Here is a 21,574-nt window from a genome sequence, read left to right as displayed (position 1 = left end):
AACGGGTCGGCATCGGTCTCCGGGAGACCGGAGTCCACGCCGGACGGTTGCGTATCAGGGTGGGTCAGTGTCATGGGGCCGCCTTTGTCGATGAGTGATGACCGAAGCTGTGGAAGCGTAGGGAGTTTCGGTTGCGTTCAGAGATCAAGTACGAGCCTGTCGGACCGCGAGCGGGACACACACACGAACATGCAGGAGTTCTCGGCCCGTTCGGTGTCGGTCAGGAGCGAATCACGATGGTCGGGAACACCTTCGAGGACGTCGGCTTCGCACGTTCCGCAGATGCCCTGGCGGCACGACGAGAGCATCGGAACGCCTGCGGCGTTGATCGCTTCGAGTACCGATTGGTCGGGCGCGACGGTCACGGTCGTTCCACTTCGTGCGAGGTGCACGTCGAAGTCGCAGGTTCGGGCAGGGGCGGGCAACTCGGCGGCGACAAACCTCTCGATACGCAGTCGACCGGGACGATACCGCTTGGCCGCCGCGGTGACGGCCTCGAGCAACGGGGCGGGCCCGCAGCAGTAGATGGTCGTGTCGGCGGGCGTTGCGGCCAGCGCCTCGTCGAGCTCGAGCAGTCCGTGCTGGTCCTGGGGCAGGACCCTCACGCGGCTGTCGGCGGCGAGTTCGTCGGCGAACGCCATCGACGACCGGGTTCGCCCGCCGTAGAGCATCGACCAGTCGGTGCCGAGCAGGTCGGCCTGTCGGGTCATCGGGATGATCGGCGTGATCCCGATGCCACCCGCGATGAACAGGTAATGCGCTGACGGTACGAGCGCGAAGTTGTTTCGCGGGCCACCGATCGGGAGCACGTCGCCGACGTCGAGTGAGTCGTGCACGTACGCCGATCCACCGCGTCCCGAAGGTTCCCGCAACACCGCGATGCGGTACCGGAACGGGTCCCAGCGGTCGCCGCAGAGCGAGTACTGACGGACCAGCTCGCCCGGCAGTATGACGTCGATGTGCGAGCCGGGCGCCCAGTCGGGAAGTCGGAATCCGTCTGGGTGGGCGAGCGTGATCGCGCAGACGCCATCGGCGACCATCTGTTTGTCCACGACCTGCAGGGACAACCCATCGGCGGCAGCAGACGGAACGAGACGGGGGATGTCGGCAACGAGTCCCGGGGGAGCCGACGGCACGGTCGTTGTGGTCATGGTCACACAGGGTGGCGCGGTGCGCTCGGTGCCACAATGCCATTTCCATTCAATGGAAGCGTCTCGTTCCACGACGCGCGCTCAGCGCTCCGGCGGCGCGGGAACGAGCGGGCGGCCGAGTTCCCGACGTATACCGTGAGCAGCTGCCTGAAGTGCCGGGATGTGGGCCATCGGGTTGTCGGCGCACGGGACGATCACCGACAACGCCGCGGCCACCCCGCCTGCGCTGTCCTTCAACGGGACCGCGATACCGAGCGCGTCGTCGTGGATGAATCCGGGACAGACGGCAACGCCGGTGCGCCTGATCTCGGCAAGCACGGTGCGCAACGTCTTCGGGTCGGAGATGGTGTTCGCCGTATACGAGGTCAACGGACGCCGAAGAATCCGATCCTGCAGGTCTGCCGAAGCGTTGGCGAGCAACACCAGGCCCGACGACGACGCGTGCAGCGGCAACCGTCCGGCGATGCGGGTGACGTTGATGACGGCCCCCGGATTGGACAACCGCTCGATGAAGAGCACCTCGTCGTCCTCCAGGACGCCGAGCTGGACGTGGTGACCGACCACTGCATGGAGATCCTCGAGGAAGGGCATGGCGGCGTCACGGAGGTCGCGGGTCGGCGACGCCCGAGACGCGAGTTCCCAGAGGCGAACCCCGATTCGCACCCGCCGCTACTCATCTCTGCGTAGTAGGCCATGCGCCACCAGTTCGTCGACGAGCCGCGACGCCGTCGACAGCGGGAGGTCGGCCTGCTCGGCGATCACGCCGAGCGGGATCGCCACGTTGTCGGGATCGAAGACCTCGAGAATGCGCACGGCACGGGTGAGGACCGACTCGCCGGCAGAAGATCTCGCCATGCTGCGACGGTGACAGTTTCCGACGATTGTTGCTGCCGATTCGGTAGTCCTGTGCTCTCGTTTCTCACTCAGTGAAAACACCTGCTAGGTTCTGTGACTCAGCTCTCCCTATGGTTCATCCAGAAGGGAGGTCACAGATGACCAACTACGTGAGCACGACGCGCACCCGGGTCGCCATCGTCGGTGGCGGCCCCGCCGGCCTCGCGCTGTCGCATCTGTTGCACGTCGCCGGGATCGACAGCGTCGTCATCGACAACCGGACCTACCACGAGATCGAGACCACCCATCGCGCAGGCATTCTGGAGCGCGACAGTGTCAGACTGCTGCTCGACTCGGGTGTCTCCGACAGGGTTCTCCGAGACGGACACGAACATCAGGGCATCGACATCCGCTTCGGCGGCGTCAGCCACCGCATCGACTTCCAGAACCTCGTCGGGGCGTCGTGCTGGCTCTACCCACAGACCGACGTCTTCATCGATCTGCACGCGGCACGCACCCGCGACGGCGGCGATCTGCGGTACGGGATCTCCGAGGCTGCGGTCACCGATCATCGCGACGAGCCGCACGTCACCTACACCGATGCCGACCGCAGGCGCCATGAGATCACCGCCGAACTCGTCGTCGGCGCGGACGGTTCGCGCAGCATCTGCCGCGACCTCGTCGCCGATCCGCAGCGCTACTTCCGTGAGTACCCGTTCGCCTGGTTCGGCATCCTGGCCGAAGCACCGCAGAGCGCCCCCGAGCTGATCTACACCCGTTCCCCGCACGGCTTCGCGCTGATCAGCCAGCGCACCCCGACCGTCCAGCGCATGTACTTCCAATGCGACTCCGACGAGAACCCCGACGACTGGTCCGACGACCGGATCTGGGCGGAACTGCAACGCCGCGTAGCGGGCGACGACGGCTTCAGCCTGAACGAGGGCCCGATCATCCAACGCTCGGTACTGCCCTTCCGCAGCTTCGTGCAGTCCCCGATGCGCGACGGGAAGCTCCTCCTCGCGGGCGACGCCGCACACACCGTGCCCCCGACCGGCGCGAAGGGTCTCAACCTGGCGCTCGCCGACGTACGCGTGCTGGCCGACGTCGTCGAGCGTGCCCTGGTCAAGAACGACGACGCGGCGCTCGACTCCTACACCTCACGTGCCCTCACCCGTGTCTGGAAGGCGCAGCACTTCTCCTACTGGATGACGACGATGCTGCATCGCTCACCCGACGCCTCTGATTTCGATGAGCTCCGACAGCTCGGTGAGCTCACCACCCTGGTCTCGTCCGAGGCCGGTTCCACCTATCTCGCAGAAGGTTACACAGGATGGCCACACCACTGATCCCGCGTGAGGCACCGACGGTGCCCGACGTCGACGCCACACCACCCGTCATCACTTCCGACGCCGCAGCCGGTACCCAAGCGCAGATCAGCGCCGAAATCGGCTCGCTCTCAGCCGAATACCAGCGTGAACGGCAGGCGGGGGCGGCCGAGGAGATCCGTCCGCGACTCGACTACGCCCCCTATCGGTCGAGCATCCTGCGCCATCCGACCAAGGATCCGCATCACGCCGACCCCGAAGGCATCGAATTGTGGGCACCCGCCTTCGGCCAGCGTGACGTCGACCCGCTCGAAGCCGACCTCACGATTCAGGCCAACGGCGATCCTGTGGGTGAACGGCTTGTCCTCACCGGGCGCGTCCTCGACGCCGACGGCAGGCCTGTACGCAACCAGTTGGTGGAGATCTGGCAGGCCAACGCCGCAGGACGCTACATCCACAAGCGCGACCAACACCATGCTCCGATCGACCCGAACTTCACCGGCGTCGGCCGATGCCTCACCGACAACGAGGGCAACTATCACTTCACCACCATCAAGCCGGGCCCGTACCCGTGGAAGAACCACCACAACGCCTGGCGGCCCGCACACATCCATTTCTCGCTGTTCGGAACGGATTTCACGCAGCGACTGGTGACCCAGATGTACTTCCCCGGCGATCCGCTGTTCGATCTCGACCCGATCTACCAGTCGATCGTCGACCCTGCGGCTCGTGAGCGACTCGTCGCCAGTTACGACCACGACCTGACCCAACACGAATGGTGCACCGGCTACCGCTGGGACATCGTGCTCAACGGAAGCGCACGCACCCCCATGGAGGACGACGCATGAGTCTCACCCCGACGCCCGGCCAGACGGTCGGCCCGTTCTTCCACTACGCCCTGCCCTACGACGGTGACAACGAACTCGTACCGTCAGGACATCCGGATCGGATTCGGCTGCACGGCACCGTCTTCGACGGCAACGGAATGCCGATCCCCGACGCCCTGATCGAGATCCGCCAAGCCGACACCGACGGATCAGTACCCACGATGCCCGGATCGCTACGCCGCGACGGGTTCACCTTCACCGGTTGGGGGCGCGCCAAGACCGATCGTGTCGGCCACTATTCGTTCAGCACGGTTACTCCGGGCGCCACCCGAGACGGCGAGGCCCCGTTCTTCGCGGTGTGTGTGTTCGCCCGCGGACTCCTCGACCGCCTGCTCACCCGCGCCTACCTCCCGGAGTCCTCGGCGCTCGACGACGACGCGGTGCTGTCCGGAGTCGAGTCGAATCGTCGAGCGACACTCGTTGCGGTTCCCGATTCGACCGGCTACCGCTTCGACATCCACCTACAGGGCGAATCGGAAACGGTGTTCCTGCAACACTGGAAGTCGTGAGCGATCTGTTGTGGCCCGGCGACCACCGGGCAGGCGACCTCTTCACCGACACCGCCATCCGCGACGCCATGCTGCGCGTGGAGGCGGCGTGGTCGGAAGCGGTTGTCGCGCAGGGAGTGGCACCGGAAGACTCGCTGGTGACGTTCGACCAGTTATCCGCTGCCGCTTCAGATCTGGACCTCGATCAGCTCTCCATCGACTCCGAGTCGGGCGGCAATCCGGTCATCCCACTCGTCTCCGCGTTGCGACAGCGGCTCGACGCTCCTGCCGCGGCGTGGCTGCACCGCGGCATGACCAGTCAGGACGTCGTTGACACCGCACTGGTCCTCGAGTCGCGGCGTGCCCTCGAGACGATCGCGGACCAGCTACTGATGCAGGTGGAGACGCTGGCGTCTCTCACCGAGGCCCATCGCGAGACTCCGCAGATAGCGCGGACGCTGACCCAGCAGGCGGTGCCGTCGACGTTCGGGATGAAAGTGGCGCACTGGCTCGACGGTGTGCTCGACGCACACGATGAGGCCGCAGCGCTGACCTTTCCCGCCCAGTTCGGCGGAGCGGCCGGGACGCTCTCGGCACTCGTGGAACTCGCGGGCGCGCAGCCGAACCCACAGGAGTGCGCGCTCGCGGTCGTTCGACATGCCACGCAGGCTTTGGGACTCGACGCCGCGCCGCCGTGGCACGTCGTACGGACACCGTTCACCCGGTACGCGGCGTCGACCACCACCGCGACGACCGCGTGGGGTCACATCGCCAATGATGTGCTGACACTGAGCCGCTCGGAGATCGGCGAGGTCACCGAGGGTGCAGGCGGCGGGTCGTCGACCATGCCACACAAGGCCAACCCGGTGTTGTCGGTGCTGATCCGACGCACTGCGCTGACCACACCGCCACTGGCGTCGACGCTGCAGTTGGCTGCGAGCGATGCCGTCGACGAGCGCACTCCAGGAGGCTGGCACGCCGAATGGGACAGTTTGCGAATACTGCTGCGGCGCAGCGTCGTTGCGGGTTCACAGGCCACCGACCTGGTTCGCGCTCTCACCGTCCATGCCGATGCGATGGCCTTCAACCTCTCCGCTGCCGGCAGTGCAGTGTTGTCGGAGCAACGATCGATGGCTTCGCTCGCCGGCCACGAGCCGGGCGGCCAACCTCTAGGTGCCACATCGCTTCTCATCGACGCGACCCTGCGTCGCGCCCAGGCTGTCCACCGAAGCAACGCACACGCAGAGAGGACCCGATGACCACCTACGACGACGGAATGGTTGTACGACGCGAGGTACTCGGCGACGCCCACGTCGACCGCGCGACGTCCGCCGCCACCGATCTGACCCGCGAATTCCAGGAGTTCATCACCGAGTACGCGTGGGGCACCATCTGGACCCGGCCCGGCCTGGATCGCCGCAGCCGGTCGATGATCACCCTCACCGCCCTGATCGCCCGTGGCCATCACGAAGAACTGGCGATGCATCTACGTGCCGCCCGCCGCAACGGCCTCACTCTCGACGAGATCAAAGAGGTCATCATGCAGTCGGCGATCTACTGTGGTGTCCCCGACGCCAACACGGCCTTCCGCATCGCACAGCAGACGTTCGCCGAAGAGTCCTAGCCTAGGCCGAGTCTGCGACCCCAGCTCTGCCCGGCGGAACAGGTCCGGGGGCACCCAGCTGCCGCCCGATACCGCGCGCCGCGACCTGCAGGGCCGCGAGCAGTCGCGGACGATTCCCGCGCAGTGTCCCGACCACCACACCCAGTGCTGCGACCACGCCGTCGGGTCCCCAGACCGGGACCGCGATCGAGCAAGCTCCTGCGGTCATCTCCTCGGCCGTCGTCGCATAGCCCTCGTCCCGCACCCGCCGCAGCTGTTGCTCCAACAGCTGCGGGCTGATCAGCGTTCGCGGGGTGACCCGCGTCAACGACGCCATCACCTCGTCGCGAATGTCATGGGGAGCGTGCGCGAGCAGCACCTTCCCCACCCCGGTGGGCGGCATCGGCAGGCGGCTACCCACCTTGCTCACCACCGGTACCGACTCGTTGCCGGAGATCCTGTCGATGTAGAGCACCGACGTCCCCTCGCGCACCGCGATGTGCACCGTCGCCTTGGTCGCCGCATAGAGGTCGTAGACGTACGGTTCGGCTATCTCGCGGACACCGGTCTGGATCGGCGCGAGAAGCCCGAGGTCCCAGATTCGTCGGCCGATCACGTACCGGCCGTCGGGGCGTCGTACCAGCGCACCCCACCGTTCCAACTCGCCGACGAGTCGGTGCGCCGTGGGAACCGCGAGATCGGCTCGCTGCGCCATCTCGCTGAGTGTCTGGGCGCGATGCGATTCGTCGAACGTGCTCAGCAGAGCGAGGGTTCGGGCCGCGACCGACGCCCCGGGGATCGACGTGTTCCCGGCCATCGCTACGGCAGCAGCCCTGATCGTCGAGCGATAACGACAGCTTCCATGCGGCTCGACGCCCCCAGCTTGCGCAGTACGTCTTTCATGTATCCCTTGGCGGTTTGTGCTCCGATTCCTAGTTCCTCGGCAATTCTCGCATTCGTGTAGCCGAGTGCTGCCAATGCGATCACATCCTGCTCGCGCCTGGTCAGCGCTGCAGCTGCCCCCGTTGCGGCGGCATCGTCGGCCGCACCGTCGAGCAGGAGGTCGGAGATCCGTGCGATCTGATCAGCGACCTCGGCGTCGTCGACGCCCCTGGCCAGAGTCCGCAGCTGTGCGTACGCCTCGGTGATGCGGTCGCGAAGAGCCCCGTCCGTCGAGGTGGCGCCCGCGGCAACTGTGGCGCGCGATGCGACGATCTGTTGTTCGAGTTCACGCGCCTCGATCGCGAGCATGTCGAGGGTACGGTCACCGATCGCCTCATCGGTGCGTAGCGCACCGTAGATCACCGCGACGGGCCTGCGTCCGACGACGACCGGCGCGGCCGCCATCGCACGCAGGCCCTCGGCCGCGATGATCGCGTTGTATCGGTGGGTGATCCGCGGAGTACGCAGATAATCGTCGACGACCATCGGGCGATTGAGCGCGATGACCTTGCCGCCGAGTCCGTGCCCGGCATCAACGGCAACGCCGTTCAACGCACCGTAGGTGTCTCCGACGAAATGTCGCAGACGCAGACCGCGCGAGCCATGCACAACTCCACCGAACGCCAGCGACACCCCCGTGCCGCGACGGAGACGACGCAACGCATCGGTGACGGGCGCGGTCAACGACTCGGCCATGCCACCACCTACCTCCTGACCCCTCTTCGGGGGGTTCTGCCCATGCGACGTCGCATTCGAGAATCACTTCTCGAATGTGACTCAGCTTACTCTGGCCGCAAAGGTGTGGAAATGACACAGACGTCCCTAGCCGGTGACCGCGCTCGGCGCGAGTCGATCCAGGCAGAACTGACCCCCGCTGTCTCGGCAGACCTCGACGCCTGGCTCGAGACCTTCGGCTCTCCCGACGCCAACGCCGCGTCGTTGCTCGTCGACCGTCACGACCCCGAGGCCATCGCCTTCACCACGGTCTCGCTGCGGGATTCTGCGCCGTCCGCGAAGGCCGCGCAGCCTCCCCAGGCCGAGCAATCCCCGCTGATCGAGCAACCCCCGCTGATCGAGCACCCCCCGCTGATCGAGCACCCCCCGCTGATCGAGCACCCCCCGCTGATCGAGCTTGTCGAGATCACCTACGGCCAGCTCGCCGCCGACTCCCGACGCTTCGCCGCTGCCCTCGCGCAGTTGGGCGTCGGGCGCGGCGACCGCGTCGGCGTCCTCATGGGCAAGCGCTCCGAACTCGTCGTGTCGCTGCTGGCACTTGCTCGACTCGGGGCCGTGTACATTCCGCTGTTCACCGCCTTCGCAACCCCCGCGATCGAGATGCGGCTGCGCGCGGGCGACGCGACCGTCGTGATCACCGAGCCGAGCCAGGCGAGCAAACTCGACGCGATCGACGGCCTCACGACGATCGTCGCCGGAGAGCAGTTCGACGCCCTCGTCGCCGACAACGAGCCGCTCGACCATTCCGTGGCCATCGGCGGCGACGGCACGCTGATCCTGCTGTTCACCAGTGGCACCACCGGAGCGCCCAAGGGCGTCCCGGTGCCGTTACGCGCGCTCGCCTCGTTCTCCTGCTACATGCGCTACGGCCTCGACGTCTCCGATACCGACGTCTTCTGGAACGCCGCCGATCCCGGCTGGGCATACGGGCTCTACTACGGGATTCTGGGCCCGATGGCGATCGGCCGACCCAACGTGCTGCTGCAGGCCGGATTCACACCCGAGGTCACAGCCACGGTCCTCACCGAACTCGAGGTCAGCAACTTCGCCGCCGCCCCCACCGTGTATCGCTCCCTGAGCAAGAACCCGGCGATCAACGGGTTCTCTCTGCGCCGCGCATCGTCGGCGGGCGAGCCGCTGACCCCCGACGTGATCACTTGGGCGCGAACAGCTCTCGGCACCGAGGTGCGCGACCACTACGGCCAGACCGAGCACGGCATGTTCATCAACAACCACTGGGCCGACGACCTGCGTCGCACGCTCATCCCCGGTTCGATGGGGCAGCCCATGCCCGGATTCGCCGCGGGCATCGTCGACGACGCCGGCCAGCCGGTCACCGAGCCCAACGTCACCGGACAGATCGCGATCGACGTCCCGGCCAGCACCGGCTACTGGTTTGCCGGATACCTCGACGCCCCGGAGAAGACGGCATCGCGCTACACCGAGGACGGCCGTTGGTATCTGACCGGCGACACCGGCCACACCGACGCCGATGGCAACTTCTACTTCAGTTCACGCGACGACGACGTCATCATCATGGCCGGCTATCGGATCGGACCGTTCGACGTCGAGAGTGTCCTGATCACCCACCCGTCGGTGATCGACGTCGCGGTCGTCGGACGTCCCGACGACCTACGGGGCGAGGTACTCGAGGCGTTCGTCGTGCTCGCCGACGGTGCGGTCGGCGACGACGCCCTCGAAGCCGAGCTGCAACAACTGGTCAAGACCGGTTTCGCCGCGCACGCATACCCCCGCACCGTGCACTTCGTCGACACACTTCCGAAGACCCCGAGCGGCAAGATCCAGCGCTTCATTCTGCGGCAGCGCTGAGTTCAGCTGGTCGAGACCGGTTCACCCCACCAGGGCGCGCACGGACGCCGGGACGTCGTCGGCGTCGCCGGTGTAGGTGATGGGGTCGTCGAACACCGTACGTACGGGCACGACGCCCGTCCACGCGTCGGTGTCGGCGCCGGGGCCGCCCGTGCGTGCCTTCGTGATCCACTCGCCGTCGACGATCGGGAGTCGCAGTGCGGTCGTCGCAGCGATCTCCTTCCGGGTCGTCGTCGGAGTCTCCGCCACACGGCCCGGGATCAGCTTGTCGCTCAGCGCGTCAAGGGCATCCGCGGGGATCTCGGCATTGCGTGCCACTCCACGCACCACAGCAGACCGATAGTTGGCGGAGTGGTCGAACAGTGTCTCGGCGACGACGATCCCGTCGAGCACGAAAACACTGAACGCGACGGGCGCGCCCGACGCCACCTGACGCAGTGCGCCGGCTCCGGTTGAGCCGTGCAGGATGATGTCGTCGCCGACGCGCGCGAACAACATCGGCACCGACCACGGCCAGCCGTCGATGACCGTGGAGAGCGTCCCAACCTGCGCCGTGTCGAGGATCTCGTCGAGGAGCGCGCGGTCTCCTTGACGATCCGGCTTGCGGGTCAGTGCGGTCAGTACGTCAGGCTGGTCATCGGAGGCTGCAGACATACACCCATCGTTGGCCAACTCTGCCCCTCGCGCCACTCGATTACGCACTGTCGCAGTTCAACCGATTCGACGTCGCATCCCGCAGTGCACGCTGCCCGATGTCGTACGACGTGTGTAATCCGAACATGTGAGGTTCTTGGCCCGAACGGGTGAATTCATGATCAAACAGTTGATCCGCGATACGGGCCTTCGAATACTGGACCGGTCTGACATCGGTCTCGGGAACCGGTGATGCATGCACGCTCGCAAGTCTGCACACCAGGAGAGTATCCAATTGTCTTATCCCCCCTCCGGAACCTTCGGCGCTCCGGCGATGCCGCCCACCGGTCCGTTCCAGCAGATGCGGGACCAACAGAAACGACGCAACCGCACCATCGCTCTGGTGGCAGTCGTCGTGGTGTTCGCATTGGTCCTCGCGTCCGTTCTCGTGATCGTGTTGCGAGACAAGGATGGTGGACTGCGGATTCCCGGCCTCAGCCTACTCACCAGTGGTGAGGCCGGGCCGGATCCGTTCGGCCCGAACGTCGCGTTGACCAACAAGGAACTTCCGAGCAACGTCAAGCTCGCCAGCCAGTCGGGTGCACCCGACAACGGCGCGCGGGTGGTGTCGGGCACCCAGCCCGGACTGTATGCCGGAGGCGAATCGACCTGCGACACAGCCGCTCTCGGCAACTATCTGGCCAACAACCCGAGTCAGGCCAGCGCGTGGGCAAGTGTCTTCGGCATCAGCACCGCGTCGATCCCCTATTACCTGAACACGTTGACACCGGTCGTGCTGACCGCTGACACCTGGGTGACCAACCACTCGTACCAGGGTGGAAGCGCCTATGCGTTTCAGTCGGTGTTGCAGTCGGGCACAGCCGTTCTCGTCGACGGCGCAGGTGTCCCCCGTGTGCGTTGTGCCTGCGGCAACCCGCTCGCTCCGCCTGCCGCGACACCGATCGGTGGATACCGATTGACCGGGCATCCGTGGCACGACTACCACTCCCACGAGGTCACCCGGATCGCTTACAACACACAGAACGTGACGGTCGTCAACAACACAACGACCGTGATCAACCAGGCGCCACAGAACAATGCAACGCCCGCAGGTACCGTACTGACGCTCCTCAATCTGGCTACAGGCCAGCAGTTCGAGCGTCCCGTCGGCGGGATCATCGACGTGAGTGGCCTACCTCCACTGACGACAGCACTACCGACACCCGCTGCGCTGAACACACCGTTCGTCGCCAAGTCCGACGAAGCTGCCGCCGAGAACGGGCTCGCCCGCGCAGGAAGCAGCGAACCCGCCACCGAAGTCGCTGAGCGTGCCGCCTCGAACGGCGGCGTGCCCGAGGGTGCTCCCGATTCATCACAGGCGCCGGAGCAACAGCAGAACGCTGCCGCGTCAGGGACTGCCGGAGCGCAGTCGGAAGGGTCAGCTGCGTCGGCAGCTCCCAGTTCATCCAGCAGCGCCCAGCCCAGTCCCACACAGTTCTCCGGAACGGGAGACGCGATCGGTGACTTCACTTTCCGCGTCGACGATCGGAGTGTGAGCTGCCAGGTACCGACCTCAGCGTCCACCGGCAGCGTCGATCTCACCTGTAGCGACGGCGTCACGCGCACGGTGTCGTCGTCATCGCTGGAGAGGTCGTCGGTCTCCTCCTCGACCGACCCGACGACGAAGGTGTGGAAACTGAATCTGATCGAGAACCAATCGAGTTCGGTGTCTGTCGACGTCGAATCGGCAACGTGGCGCACTGCTGAGACGTCGAGCACCACGACAACGACAGAGGCGACGACCACCGAAACAACGACTCCGGAAACGACGACGGAGACCACCACCCCGGAGACTACAACTCCGGAAACCACCATCGAGACAACAACTCCCGAAGAGACGACCACGACAACAACGACAACCGAAGAGGTTCCTGCGAACTGAGAAGGTTCGTCTGGCGACGTCGGGAGCGACCACGCTCCCGACGTCGCTCTTTCGGGCCAACCGCCACTGATCCACAGCCTGGCAATTCCGGCATACGAACCACCCTCCGACGTGGTTAACTGTCTGGGCGCTGACGACAGTTCTTCTGCGAGGGGGTAAGGACATGACCGACTTCTTCACCATGCCGGGCGGAGTTGTGAACCCGCCCGACAGTTCCAGAAGCACGATGTCGTACGCCCAGCCACCCGGCAACACCGCGCCGAAGCCCGACGACGGCGGCATCGTCCGGTTCAACACCGTCGACTGGGAAGCCCGCGCCAAGGTCGCCGCCGACGGGGCGGAGGGGTTGCGGGAGGCGGCAGATCAACTTCTGGAAGTTGGGCGCAACAACTACTTCGGCGACCTTGTCGAAGGCGACGAGGTATACAGGCGACTGCTTCGTCTTATGTCATCGGCGCGCACGCAGTTCTCTGACGCCGCAGAGGCGTTAGCAACACTTTCGACTGCGTGCGTAGCTTCGGGCGAAACACTGAATGCCGCCGACCAAAACTCCGCGCAGACCTTTCAGTCGTAGTCACGTGCGATTTCGAAACTGTCTTATTCTCACGCTACTTCTCGCCACTGCCGCAACTTGTGGATGTCAAACATCCGGATCGCCCAAAGCGGAGTTGACAGCCGAGAACTTGCTCGTCTCCACGGAGGTTTCAAGTTCAATCCGGCAGACCGACGCAGGGGGCAGGACACTCCCCTTCACGACAAAGTTCCCACGCCGATGGAACTCAGGCAACGACGGAACCCCTTACGAACCCTGCACGGCAGCTACAACAGGAATCTTGCGAGACACAGGCTTAGAACCTAACAGCGTTGAGGATGCCGCTGCAGCCGACTTCCAAACCGCTCGCGGATGCAGATGGAGATTCGTCGACACGCGTCTAGCAAGTTTGAGCCAAACTGTTGGGAACTCAGCCGACCTCGACGCGTACAAAAGAAGGCACTCGTCATCCGTGAGCTGGCACGATGACCTCGCGGTCTCCGGACGAATCGTGGCGGTTAGCACCGAACCCGATCAAAGAGTCTGCGACACATACGTACAGACAGGATCTGCAATTGTCGTAACAACTACGCACTTTAGCTACAAGCCCCCACCCATCTCCGAGATCTGCGACAAGGCAATCGCCTTCACCCGCGCGACCATCGACCAGATGCCCGAGTAGCCCCTGCTGTCGACTATCCGCTGCTCAACCCCGGCACTGGCCCCGCAGATACACGCGTAACTGACACCTGCGAGCGATACTTTCGGTGCATCTGTCAGAAACACGTGTATCTACGGCACGGCCCGTAAGAAGCACGTGTTTCTTACGGGCCGACGCTCCGCTCCCTCAGCCGACGGCCGATTCCACGGGCTGGGAGTCCGCGGCAGGTACGGAACCGCCCGACGACGCAGCCTTCGAGAAGCGCAGGTTCTCGAAGTCCGCGACGTCGACGCCGAGTGCCTTGCGGTCCTTGTAGAAGCTCATCGACATCAGCCACGGCGCCTGCGCACCCTGCCTGGGTAGCTGATCCTCGACGCGCTTGATGTAACCGGCGCCGAAGTCCAGTGCGGGCCGCGTCTCCATGGTCGGGTCGGCGACGGGCTCCACCTCGCGGTAACCCCGCGCGTCCATGTAGGCCATCAGCCTGCACCAGTACTCGCCGATGAGTCCGATCTTCAGCGTCCACGACGAGTTGGTGTACCCGATCGCGAGCGCGAGGTTCGGCACACCGCTGAGCATCATGCCGCGGTAGATGACATGATCGCGCAGCACCACCGGCTCGCCGTCGAGTGAAAGGTCCATGCCTCCGAACAGTCGGACGTTCAATCCCGTTGCGGTCACGATGATGTCGGCCTCGAGCTCGCGGCCGCTCTCGAGCAGGATGCCGTTCTCGGTGAATGACTTGATGCGGTCGGTGACCACCGACGCCTTGCCCGATCGAATCGTCTTGAACAGGTCGGCGTCCGGCACAGCACACAGACGCTGGTCCCAGGGGTTGTACGGCGGATTGAAGTGCGTGTCGACGTCGTATCCCTCGGGCAGCAGCATCTGGTTGACCTTGCGGATCACCTTGCGCGATGTCTTCGGAAAGCGTTGCGCCGCTTCGTACAGCACCCGCTGCTGCAGGATGTTCTTCCACCGTGCGACCGCGTACCCCCGCTCGTCACCCAGGATGCTCCGCGCGACGTTGGCAAATGGGTCGTGTTTGGGCAGCGGGAGGATGTAGGTCGGTGTGCGCTGGAGCATGGTGATGTGCTCGGTGTCGCCCGCCATCGCCGGGAGCAACGTGACGGCCGTTGCGCCGCTTCCGATGACGACGACCTTCTTGCCCTTGTAGTCGAGGTCCTCGGGCCAGTGCTGCGGATGCACCACCTGCCCCTTGAACGTGTCACGTCCCTCGAAGTATGGCGTGAAGCCCTCGTCGTAGTTGTAGTAGCCCGACCCGCAGTAGACCCAGTTCGCCTTGATCTGGATGTGCTCGCCGGTGTCGAGACGATCGACCTCCGCAGTCCACAGCTGTTCGTCCGACGACCAGTTCAATGCCGTCACCTTGTGCTGCAGCCGGAGATGCTCGTTGATCTTGTCCTCGTCGACGGCTTCGCGCAGATACTGCATGATGCGGTCCGCATCTGCGATCGACTGCTTGTCGACCCAGGGCTTGAACTCGAACCCGAACGTGTGCAGATCACTGTCGGAGCGGATGCCCGGATACCGGAACAGGTCCCAGGTGCCGCCGAGCGATTCCCGACCTTCGAGCAGCGCATACGTCTTGTCAGGTAGTTCCGTGGTCACGTAGTGGGCTGCACCGATCCCGGAGACACCCGCCCCGACGATCAGGACATCCAGCGTCTCTACAGGTGTGGCAGTTGTAGGCACCCGTGCCTCCTCAAATCGTGTGTCGATCACGCCAACGGCGAATATGACACCATGCGTTGTTACATTCCAGAATGCGCCTCCGCAGCGCCGGATGCCAGGTGACTATTGCACATAGTTCATGACTCCAGGGGTGCATACTGTTCACATGTCCGAGCAGTGGCCCACCGCGTCGCCTGAAACCATGAGCCTGATCCGACGTGGCGCCGAACTCATTCTCGACCCACCGGAAGAGTGGATTCAAGCGATCCACGACGCCTCGCTGGGCGGTCTCCGCATGAAAGCCATCGCCGACGACCCTGTGCTCGCCGACGCCACCCGCCGCACAAACCTGGCCAACACCATGCGCTGGGCCAGGAGCAATGTGCTTCGTCCCGGAGAACGTGTACCGGCCGAACTCACCCCCGACATCCTCACCGCCGCCCGCGACCTCGTGCGCCGAGGACTCGACGAGTCCGCACTCGACGCCTTCCGCACAGCACAGAGCGTCGCGTGGCGGCTGTGGATGAAGGTGTGTTTCAGTCTCACCGACGACCCCGAGCAACTACGTGAGCTCCTCGACGTCTCGCTGGTGTCCATCTCGACCTTCATCGACGACACCGTCGACGCCATGAGCGAGCGGATGCGCAGCGAGCGCCACGAACTCACCCGCGGCACCCATGCACAGCGTCGCGAGGCGGTCGCTCTCCTGCTCGAAGGCGCACCCATACCGATCGACCGCGCCGAAATGCAGCTCGGGTACCGACTCCGCGGACCTCACACCGCGCTCGTCCTCTGGACTCATCATCCCGATCAGGCCGCGACGCTCGAATCCGCCGCCGACACGCTCGCGACGTCGGCGGGCTGCGGGAGCAGGCTCACCGTCGTGGCCAGCGCCGCATCGCTGTGGGTGTGGCTGCCCACGGACGAAGCATCGATCGATCGGATGTCGCCGTCACCGGGGATCGACGTGGCCGTCGGCAGAACAGGCGACGGCGTCGACGGGTTCCGCGCCAGCCACTTCCAGGCCCTCGCCACCCAGCGCATCGTCGCACAGCTCGGCGGCTCGCACGGATTCGTACGATTCGACGATGTGCGCCTGGTGTCGCTCCTGATGTCGTCGCCCGACGACACCGCCGCCTTCGTCGACGAGACGCTCGGCGAGCTGGCGCACGCCGAACCTGCTCTGCTCGACACACTGCGGACCTGGATCACGCTGCAGTGCAACACTTCCCGTACCTCCGAAGCGCTCTACACACACCGCAACACCGTGATCCGGCGTCTCGCCCGCGCCGAGGAGCTGCTGCCCCGACCGCTCGACGAGAGTCTGCTCGACGTCGGCGTCGCGTTGGAGGTGCTGCGCTGGCGCGGGTGATAATTCCAGGACTTGATAAGCAGGACCCTCAGGTGTGCGCGGCGACCCTCGACGAACGTAACTCCCGCAGCGCAGACCGCAGACCACGCCGACGACCGGTCGCCGGATCAGCGCCGAAGTGCGTCTTGGTGCCCTCGATGATGTTGAACCGCAACTCCGATGCTGTCTCCGGTGCGTCGTCGGCACTCGCCTTGAGCATCGCGTTGGGCACCGACAGTTTCCCGATCGTCCGGAACGTCAACCAGTACTGATGCAGCAGCGAGCCGGTGGTGTACGGCAGGTCGTACTTGTCGCACAGCTCGCGCACCCGCACACCGATCTCCTCATAGCGGTTGCTCGGAAGGTCGGGGAACAGATGGTGCTCGATCTGATGGCTCAGGTTTCCGCTCATGAAGCGCATGACCGGGCCTGCATGAAAGTTGGCCGAGCCCAACATCTGTCGCAGATACCAGCGCGGCTGATCCTCTTCCTCGTACTCCTCGACGGTGAACTTCTCGGCGCCGTCGGGGAAGTGCCCGCAGAAGATCACCGCGTACGCCCAGTAGTTGCGGATGAAGTTCGCGGTCGCGTTCGCGGTCAGCGTGGTGAACCAGTTGGGTCCGGCGAGTGCGGGAAAGATCAGATAGTCCTTGGCTGCCTGTTTCCCGACCTTGCGCCCGATCACGCGCAGATCCTTCAACGCAGCGCGGTACGACTTCTCACCCTTGCGCAGCTTCTCCGCCTCGAGGTGGTGCAATGCGACGCCCCACTCGAAAAACGTTGCGAGGAGGAAGTTGTACACGGAGTTGCCGGCGTTCCACCACTCCCACGGCTGGTCCCGGGTGACGCGCAGGATGCCGTAGCCTACGTCGTCGTCCATGCCGACGATGTTGGTGTACTTGTGGTGCACGAAATTGTGGGAGTGCTTCCACTGCACGCTCGGACACGTGGTGTCCCATTCCCACGATGACGAGTGGATCTCGGGATCGTTCATCCAATCCCACTGGCCGTGCATCACATTGTGGCCGAGTTCCATGTTCTCGATGATCTTGGCGACGCCGAGCATCCCGGTACCGAGTAACCATGCGGGCTTTCGGTTGCTGAACATGAGCACGACCCGACCGCCAGCCGCCAGCGTTCGCTGGAATGCGATGGTGCGTCGAATGTACTTGGCATCGGGGACCCCGCGGGACTCCTCGATGTCACGCCGGATGGCGTCGAGTTCGGCACCGAGTGCTTCGACGTCGGCTTCGGTGAGATGGGCGTACCGATCGATGTCGGTGATGGCCATGGATTCTCCCTACAGGTCTAGCGTGCATTCACCCGACACGGTGGAAATACATGTCTGGATGCGGTCACCTTCACGTCGTTCGTCTCCGCTGCGTAGATCGCGGACGTAGCCGGCCGCGAGCGGAACGACGCAAGTCTGGCAGATGCCCATGCGACAACCGAAGGGCATCTGGATTCCCAACTCCTCGCCTGCTTCAAGAAGTGTGGTGGCGCCGTCGATCTCGGCGGATTTGCCCGACGTCGCGAACGTGACGGTACCGCCCTCGCCGCCGATGTCGGTGCGCGCGATGGCGAATCGCTCGATGTGGAGCTGATCCGAGAGTCCGTTCTCCTCGAAGACCTCTTCGATGTCGTCGAGGAATTCAACCGGCCCACATGCCCAGCACGACCGTTCTCGCCAATCAGGCACGGCGGCGTCGAGTTGAGTGACGTCGAATCGCCCGTCCTCCGAGCTGAGTCGCAGATCGAGTGTGTAACTGGGGTTGTCGTCGTCGAACTGTTCGAGTTCGTCGAGGAAGATCACCGACTCGCGCGACGGCGCGGCGTGGATGTGCACGATGTCGAGACTCTGATCGCGGTGCTTCATCGAGCGCAACATCGCGATGACCGGGGTGATACCGCTGCCTGCTGTCAGGAATAACACTGCGTCGGGGACCGGCTCTGGCAGATGGAAATCGCCCTTCGGTGCCGCGAGACGAATGATGGTGCCCGGCGCGACGCCGTCGACGAGGTGTGTCGAGAGAAATCCGTCGGGGTTCGCCTTGACGGTGATCGATATGGTCTTGTCGTCGTTGCTGCCGAATGACGTCAGCGAATACGAGCGCCAGTGCCAGCGTCCGTCGACGTCGAGTCCGATCCCGACGTACTGACCGGGCCGGTAGCTGTCGGGAAATCCCCAACCGGTGCGGATCACGACCGTGGCGCTGTCGGCGGTTTCCTTCACCACGTCCTCGACACGGCCGCGCAGTTCGCGAGCACTCCACAGCGGATTGATCAGGTGGAGATAGTCGTCGGGTAGTAGCGGGGTGGTCGCTCGTGCGATCAGCCCTCGCAAAATGTTGACCTCGGGCCGCGTCGCGTCGACATCGGCCGCAGGCCGCTTACTCCACTTGAGAAGATTCACCAGCCTCCCTCCGGTAGCTCGTAGTGCACAAGTGTACACACGACTGGTGACGCTGGTCACAGGCTTGTCGCACAGGCCGAAAAGCATCCGTTTCGTCGGAAATTCGCGAGAGCGATGTGACTGTTGTGACGCTGCGCGATAACAGTTCACTTTCGAGGTGAGTCGGCTGACGCCTGCGCTGGTAGTTCTGTTCAGCGGGGGCCGAGCGCATGAAGCCATAAACGAAAGGCCACCCGACGATGACACGAGCGTTCCGCAGCGTTGTGCTGACTTCCTCCGCTCTGCTCTGTGTGATCTGCATGAACGTGGCCACGCCGCCGCATTCCGCGGCTGCTCCACTCGACCCGACCGCGCGGCCGGGCCGACAGACGCATACGACCGTATTGACCTGCGAGCCGCTCATCTTCGGAGCTGACGGCATTCTCCACATCATGAACACCACCTTCAGTCGGTACGCGCCGACTCACGGCACACCGGTACGTGTGCCGACGGTGGTCGATCTGCGGTGGGCCGGATTGCTCCGGGGCCGTGACCTTCTCAACGACTACATCCGACGCACGCCCGGAAAGAAGATCGTGTTCGGATACTCGAGGGGCGCACAGATCGCGTCGGAATGGCTCCGCACCTACGCGGGCCGAGCCGACGCACCACCCGCGGCCGACCTGTCGTTCGTGCTGATCGGCAATCTGCAGCGCAGGTTCGGTGGGAGCATGGGGCGCACTCTCGACGGCCATCAGTTGGAGCCGACACCGGACTACACCCAGTACAAGGTCGTCGACTCGCGCCGCTGGGACGGATGGTCGAACGCAGACAACTGGCCCGGCGGCGCCGACAACGGTTCTGCAGGCTCCTCGGGCTCCGCGGACGCCAGTGCGCAGCTACGCCTGCAGGGGCGCGGCAAGTGGGTCACGCACTCGAACTACCAACGCAATTCGATCAGCGATCCGCGCAACCGGGTGCGCACCACCGTGGGAAACACGACCTATCTCGTCGGCCCGTGACATAGGTACGTCGGCACCGGAGCGAGTCCGATGCCGACGTACCCACCGAGTTCACCCAGTCTTCGGACGCAACGTGAACAATTCCCAGACTTCCTTCTGGTCCTGTGCCCACGGGTCGTAGACGAACGGCGCGTGCCGCATCGCCATCCCCGCCTGGCGCGGAGTCCGGTTGGCCTTGAAGCCGTTGCACGACTTACACGCCGCCACCTGGTTACCGAAGGTGCTCTTGCCGCCCTTGGAGACCGGCACGATGTGGTCGACGGTGTCAGCGGGTCCGTCGCAGTACGCGCAGATCCATTGATCGCGACGCAGGATGGTCGCCGTCGACGCGTACGAGTCCATCGACTTCCCCGCAAACGGGCGATACGCATTGCGTTTGATGGCGACGACCTTGTGGATCGGCAGCGTCACGGTGGGCGAATGCACCACACGCACGACCGGCGTGCCCTCGACGTTGCGCGCGACCTCTGTGGTCAGCAACACCGCTGCCCGGCGCCAGGTGACCCGAGCCAGGATCTGCAGTCCCGCGTTGGTGACGAAGATGGTCATGACAGTCCTCCCGATGCCACTAGCGGGCCGTCGAGATCATCTGTATGCCGTTGGATCGGTGCTGGAATTCGCGTTGAGTTCCGCAATGGGGTCCGCATGGGGCACCTCCTCGTCGCCTATCGGACCTTTCTGCTCGGCTCTGTGTGGGGCGCCATGACCTGCTCGGACGTGGCGCGCTCCACGCTAATGCCAATACACCGATCTCGCGAGGCCATTTCATCGGTGGCGGCGAAATACCAGCCGACGTTCACTTCGACGACATATTCGACTGCCGGCCGAGAATGCTGCGTGATCGCGCTTCGACGGATGTGCACTTTGGTCATTCCGCGGGCGAACTGCACACGATCGCGTCGCCGTGCACCCCGATTTTCCGAACTCGACGCCGCCGGCCGACGCGCGTGCAACGCTGCAGTGCAGTTGTCGACGACGAGGAGGTCACGGCGGTGTCGGCGTCTCGCACTTGTGCGCGCACACGCAACAGGCGTGTGGTTCTTCTGGCCGGAGTGGTGCTCAGCGTCCTGGTCGCGAGCCTCACGTTGACGCCCGTTGCCAGCGCAGCGCCCACACAGGTCCGCTGCGATCTGCCCGCGGGCTCTGCTGCCCCCGCCTCCGCCGCGCCGTCGAGCGTCGGGATCGACAAAGCGAAACTCGACGATGCGATTGCTTTCGCGGCGTCGAGGATGCGGACGCACATCGAGGTGTACCGCAACAACTGCCTCATCGGGCGTGGGCCGTTGAACGACGTCACGGGCAATACTCCCTGGAATCTGTTCAGCTCCACCAAGAGCGTGGTGTCCATGCTCGCTGGAATCGCCTACACACAGGGCAAGCTGGATCTCGGTGCCTCGATCGCGAGGTATCTGCCCGCAGGCGACGTCGACCGCGCGCACGCAGCGATCACCGTGCGCGATCTGCTGACTCAGTCGTCCGGGTTGCGCCAGTCGATCGTCACCGAAGCCCTCACCGCGGGCCTCGACGTCGACCCCGACATCGCGAAAGAGG

Annotated in this window: 20 protein-coding genes and 1 pseudogene; 12 read left to right on the top strand and 9 right to left on the bottom strand. The window is 64.8% G+C overall.

The genetic code is table 11. The features are described from left to right. Window positions 1-137 precede the first annotated feature (137 nt). Both GOOTI_RS11565 and GOOTI_RS11560 read right to left on the bottom strand, forming a co-directional pair. Window positions 138-1,151: a PDR/VanB family oxidoreductase gene (locus GOOTI_RS11565; protein ID WP_083835904.1), complete on the bottom strand. Its 1,014-nt coding sequence runs from the start codon at window positions 1,149-1,151 to the stop codon at window positions 138-140. Between the two features lie 81 nt (window positions 1,152-1,232). Continuing rightward, a pseudogene (locus tag GOOTI_RS11560) lies at window positions 1,233-2,006 on the bottom strand (IclR family transcriptional regulator). Window positions 2,007-2,143: 137 nt separating this feature from the next. On the opposite strand from GOOTI_RS11560, the gene GOOTI_RS11555 reads away from it, so the two are divergent. From GOOTI_RS11555 to pcaC, 5 genes are read left to right on the top strand one after another with little or no spacing between them, the layout of a single operon-like run. Next, complete coding sequence (locus tag GOOTI_RS11555) at window positions 2,144-3,331, top strand: 4-hydroxybenzoate 3-monooxygenase (RefSeq protein ID WP_007238771.1); 1,188 nt, start codon at window positions 2,144-2,146, stop codon at window positions 3,329-3,331. Then, window positions 3,316-4,158 carry a protocatechuate 3,4-dioxygenase subunit beta gene (gene pcaH, locus GOOTI_RS11550; protein ID WP_007238770.1) on the top strand — a complete coding sequence of 281 codons (843 nt, stop codon included), beginning with the start codon at window positions 3,316-3,318 and terminating at the stop codon, window positions 4,156-4,158. The genes GOOTI_RS11555 and pcaH overlap by 16 nt, the downstream gene beginning before the upstream one ends. Beyond that, on the top strand, window positions 4,155-4,706 hold the full coding sequence (pcaG, locus tag GOOTI_RS11545) for a protocatechuate 3,4-dioxygenase subunit alpha (protein WP_007238769.1): 552 nt from the start codon (window positions 4,155-4,157) through the stop codon (window positions 4,704-4,706). The genes pcaH and pcaG overlap by 4 nt, the downstream gene beginning before the upstream one ends. Next, window positions 4,703-5,944: a lyase family protein gene (locus GOOTI_RS11540; protein ID WP_007238768.1), complete on the top strand. Its 1,242-nt coding sequence runs from the start codon at window positions 4,703-4,705 to the stop codon at window positions 5,942-5,944. Before pcaG ends, GOOTI_RS11540 begins: the two co-directional genes overlap by 4 nt. After that, a complete protein-coding gene (gene pcaC, locus GOOTI_RS11535; RefSeq protein ID WP_007238767.1) occupies window positions 5,941-6,309 on the top strand; it encodes a 4-carboxymuconolactone decarboxylase in 369 nt (122 codons plus the stop codon). The genes GOOTI_RS11540 and pcaC overlap by 4 nt, the downstream gene beginning before the upstream one ends. Before the next feature lies 1 nt (window position 6,310). Here the strand turns inward: pcaC and GOOTI_RS11530 are convergent, their stop codons facing one another. Both GOOTI_RS11530 and GOOTI_RS11525 read right to left on the bottom strand, forming a co-directional pair. Next, a complete protein-coding gene (locus tag GOOTI_RS11530; protein WP_007238766.1) occupies window positions 6,311-7,105 on the bottom strand; it encodes an IclR family transcriptional regulator in 795 nt (264 codons plus the stop codon). Between the two features lie 2 nt (window positions 7,106-7,107). Further along, window positions 7,108-7,926 carry a LuxR C-terminal-related transcriptional regulator gene (locus tag GOOTI_RS11525; protein WP_007238765.1) on the bottom strand — a complete coding sequence of 273 codons (819 nt, stop codon included), beginning with the start codon at window positions 7,924-7,926 and terminating at the stop codon, window positions 7,108-7,110. Window positions 7,927-8,037: 111 nt separating this feature from the next. Here GOOTI_RS11525 and GOOTI_RS11520 point away from each other — a divergent pair, with 111 nt between their 5' ends. Beyond that, a complete protein-coding gene (locus GOOTI_RS11520; protein WP_007238764.1) occupies window positions 8,038-9,795 on the top strand; it encodes an AMP-binding protein in 1,758 nt (585 codons plus the stop codon). Between the two features lie 21 nt (window positions 9,796-9,816). Here GOOTI_RS11520 and GOOTI_RS11515 read toward each other — a convergent pair whose 3' ends face one another. Then, a complete protein-coding gene (locus tag GOOTI_RS11515; RefSeq protein WP_007238763.1) occupies window positions 9,817-10,449 on the bottom strand; it encodes a pyridoxamine 5'-phosphate oxidase family protein in 633 nt (210 codons plus the stop codon). A 274-nt stretch (window positions 10,450-10,723) separates the two neighbouring features. Between GOOTI_RS11515 and GOOTI_RS11505 the strand changes: the two genes are divergently transcribed. From GOOTI_RS11505 to GOOTI_RS27250, 3 genes are all read left to right on the top strand, one after another. Further along, window positions 10,724-12,370: a DUF6777 domain-containing protein gene (locus GOOTI_RS11505; protein WP_039993979.1), complete on the top strand. Its 1,647-nt coding sequence runs from the start codon at window positions 10,724-10,726 to the stop codon at window positions 12,368-12,370. Window positions 12,371-12,533: 163 nt separating this feature from the next. Further along, window positions 12,534-12,944 (top strand): hypothetical protein, encoded by a 411-nt coding sequence (locus GOOTI_RS11500; RefSeq protein WP_007238761.1) that lies wholly within the window; start codon window positions 12,534-12,536, stop codon window positions 12,942-12,944. Further along, a complete protein-coding gene (locus GOOTI_RS27250) occupies window positions 12,904-13,584 on the top strand; it encodes a DUF3558 family protein (protein ID WP_083835903.1) in 681 nt (226 codons plus the stop codon). Before GOOTI_RS11500 ends, GOOTI_RS27250 begins: the two co-directional genes overlap by 41 nt. A 165-nt stretch (window positions 13,585-13,749) precedes the next feature. On the opposite strand, the gene GOOTI_RS11490 is transcribed toward GOOTI_RS27250, so the two are convergent. Next, a complete protein-coding gene (locus tag GOOTI_RS11490) occupies window positions 13,750-15,279 on the bottom strand; it encodes a flavin-containing monooxygenase (RefSeq protein ID WP_007238759.1) in 1,530 nt (509 codons plus the stop codon). Window positions 15,280-15,424: 145 nt separating this feature from the next. On the opposite strand from GOOTI_RS11490, the gene GOOTI_RS11485 reads away from it, so the two are divergent. Beyond that, window positions 15,425-16,630, top strand: a complete 1,206-nt coding sequence (locus GOOTI_RS11485) for a PucR family transcriptional regulator (RefSeq protein ID WP_007238758.1) — start codon at window positions 15,425-15,427, stop codon at window positions 16,628-16,630. A 28-nt stretch (window positions 16,631-16,658) separates the two neighbouring features. On the opposite strand, the gene GOOTI_RS11480 is transcribed toward GOOTI_RS11485, so the two are convergent. Continuing rightward, window positions 16,659-17,900, bottom strand: a complete 1,242-nt coding sequence (locus GOOTI_RS11480) for a fatty acid desaturase family protein (RefSeq protein WP_007238757.1) — start codon at window positions 17,898-17,900, stop codon at window positions 16,659-16,661. A gap of 9 nt (window positions 17,901-17,909) precedes the next feature. Further along, entirely contained in the window at window positions 17,910-19,022 is a 1,113-nt protein-coding gene (locus GOOTI_RS11475; RefSeq protein WP_007238756.1) for a ferredoxin reductase, read from the bottom strand. 239 nt (window positions 19,023-19,261) lie between these two features. Here GOOTI_RS11475 and GOOTI_RS11470 point away from each other — a divergent pair, with 239 nt between their 5' ends. Then, the gene (locus tag GOOTI_RS11470) at window positions 19,262-20,023 is read left to right on the top strand and encodes a PE-PPE domain-containing protein (protein ID WP_007238755.1); all 762 of its coding nucleotides are present in this window, start codon (window positions 19,262-19,264) and stop codon (window positions 20,021-20,023) included. A gap of 51 nt (window positions 20,024-20,074) precedes the next feature. On the opposite strand, the gene GOOTI_RS11465 is transcribed toward GOOTI_RS11470, so the two are convergent. Further along, window positions 20,075-20,572 carry an HNH endonuclease gene (locus GOOTI_RS11465; RefSeq protein WP_007238754.1) on the bottom strand — a complete coding sequence of 166 codons (498 nt, stop codon included), beginning with the start codon at window positions 20,570-20,572 and terminating at the stop codon, window positions 20,075-20,077. 485 nt (window positions 20,573-21,057) lie between these two features. Between GOOTI_RS11465 and GOOTI_RS11460 the strand changes: the two genes are divergently transcribed. Then, on the top strand, window positions 21,058-21,574 hold a 517-nt coding region (locus GOOTI_RS11460; protein ID WP_039993977.1), incomplete at its 3' end, for a serine hydrolase.

The organism is Gordonia otitidis NBRC 100426, from assembly GCF_000248075.1.
Lineage (GTDB): Bacteria > Actinomycetota > Actinomycetes > Mycobacteriales > Mycobacteriaceae > Gordonia > Gordonia otitidis.
Note: the sequence above shows the minus strand (reverse complement) of the source record. Positions and strands in the feature narration are given on the sequence as shown.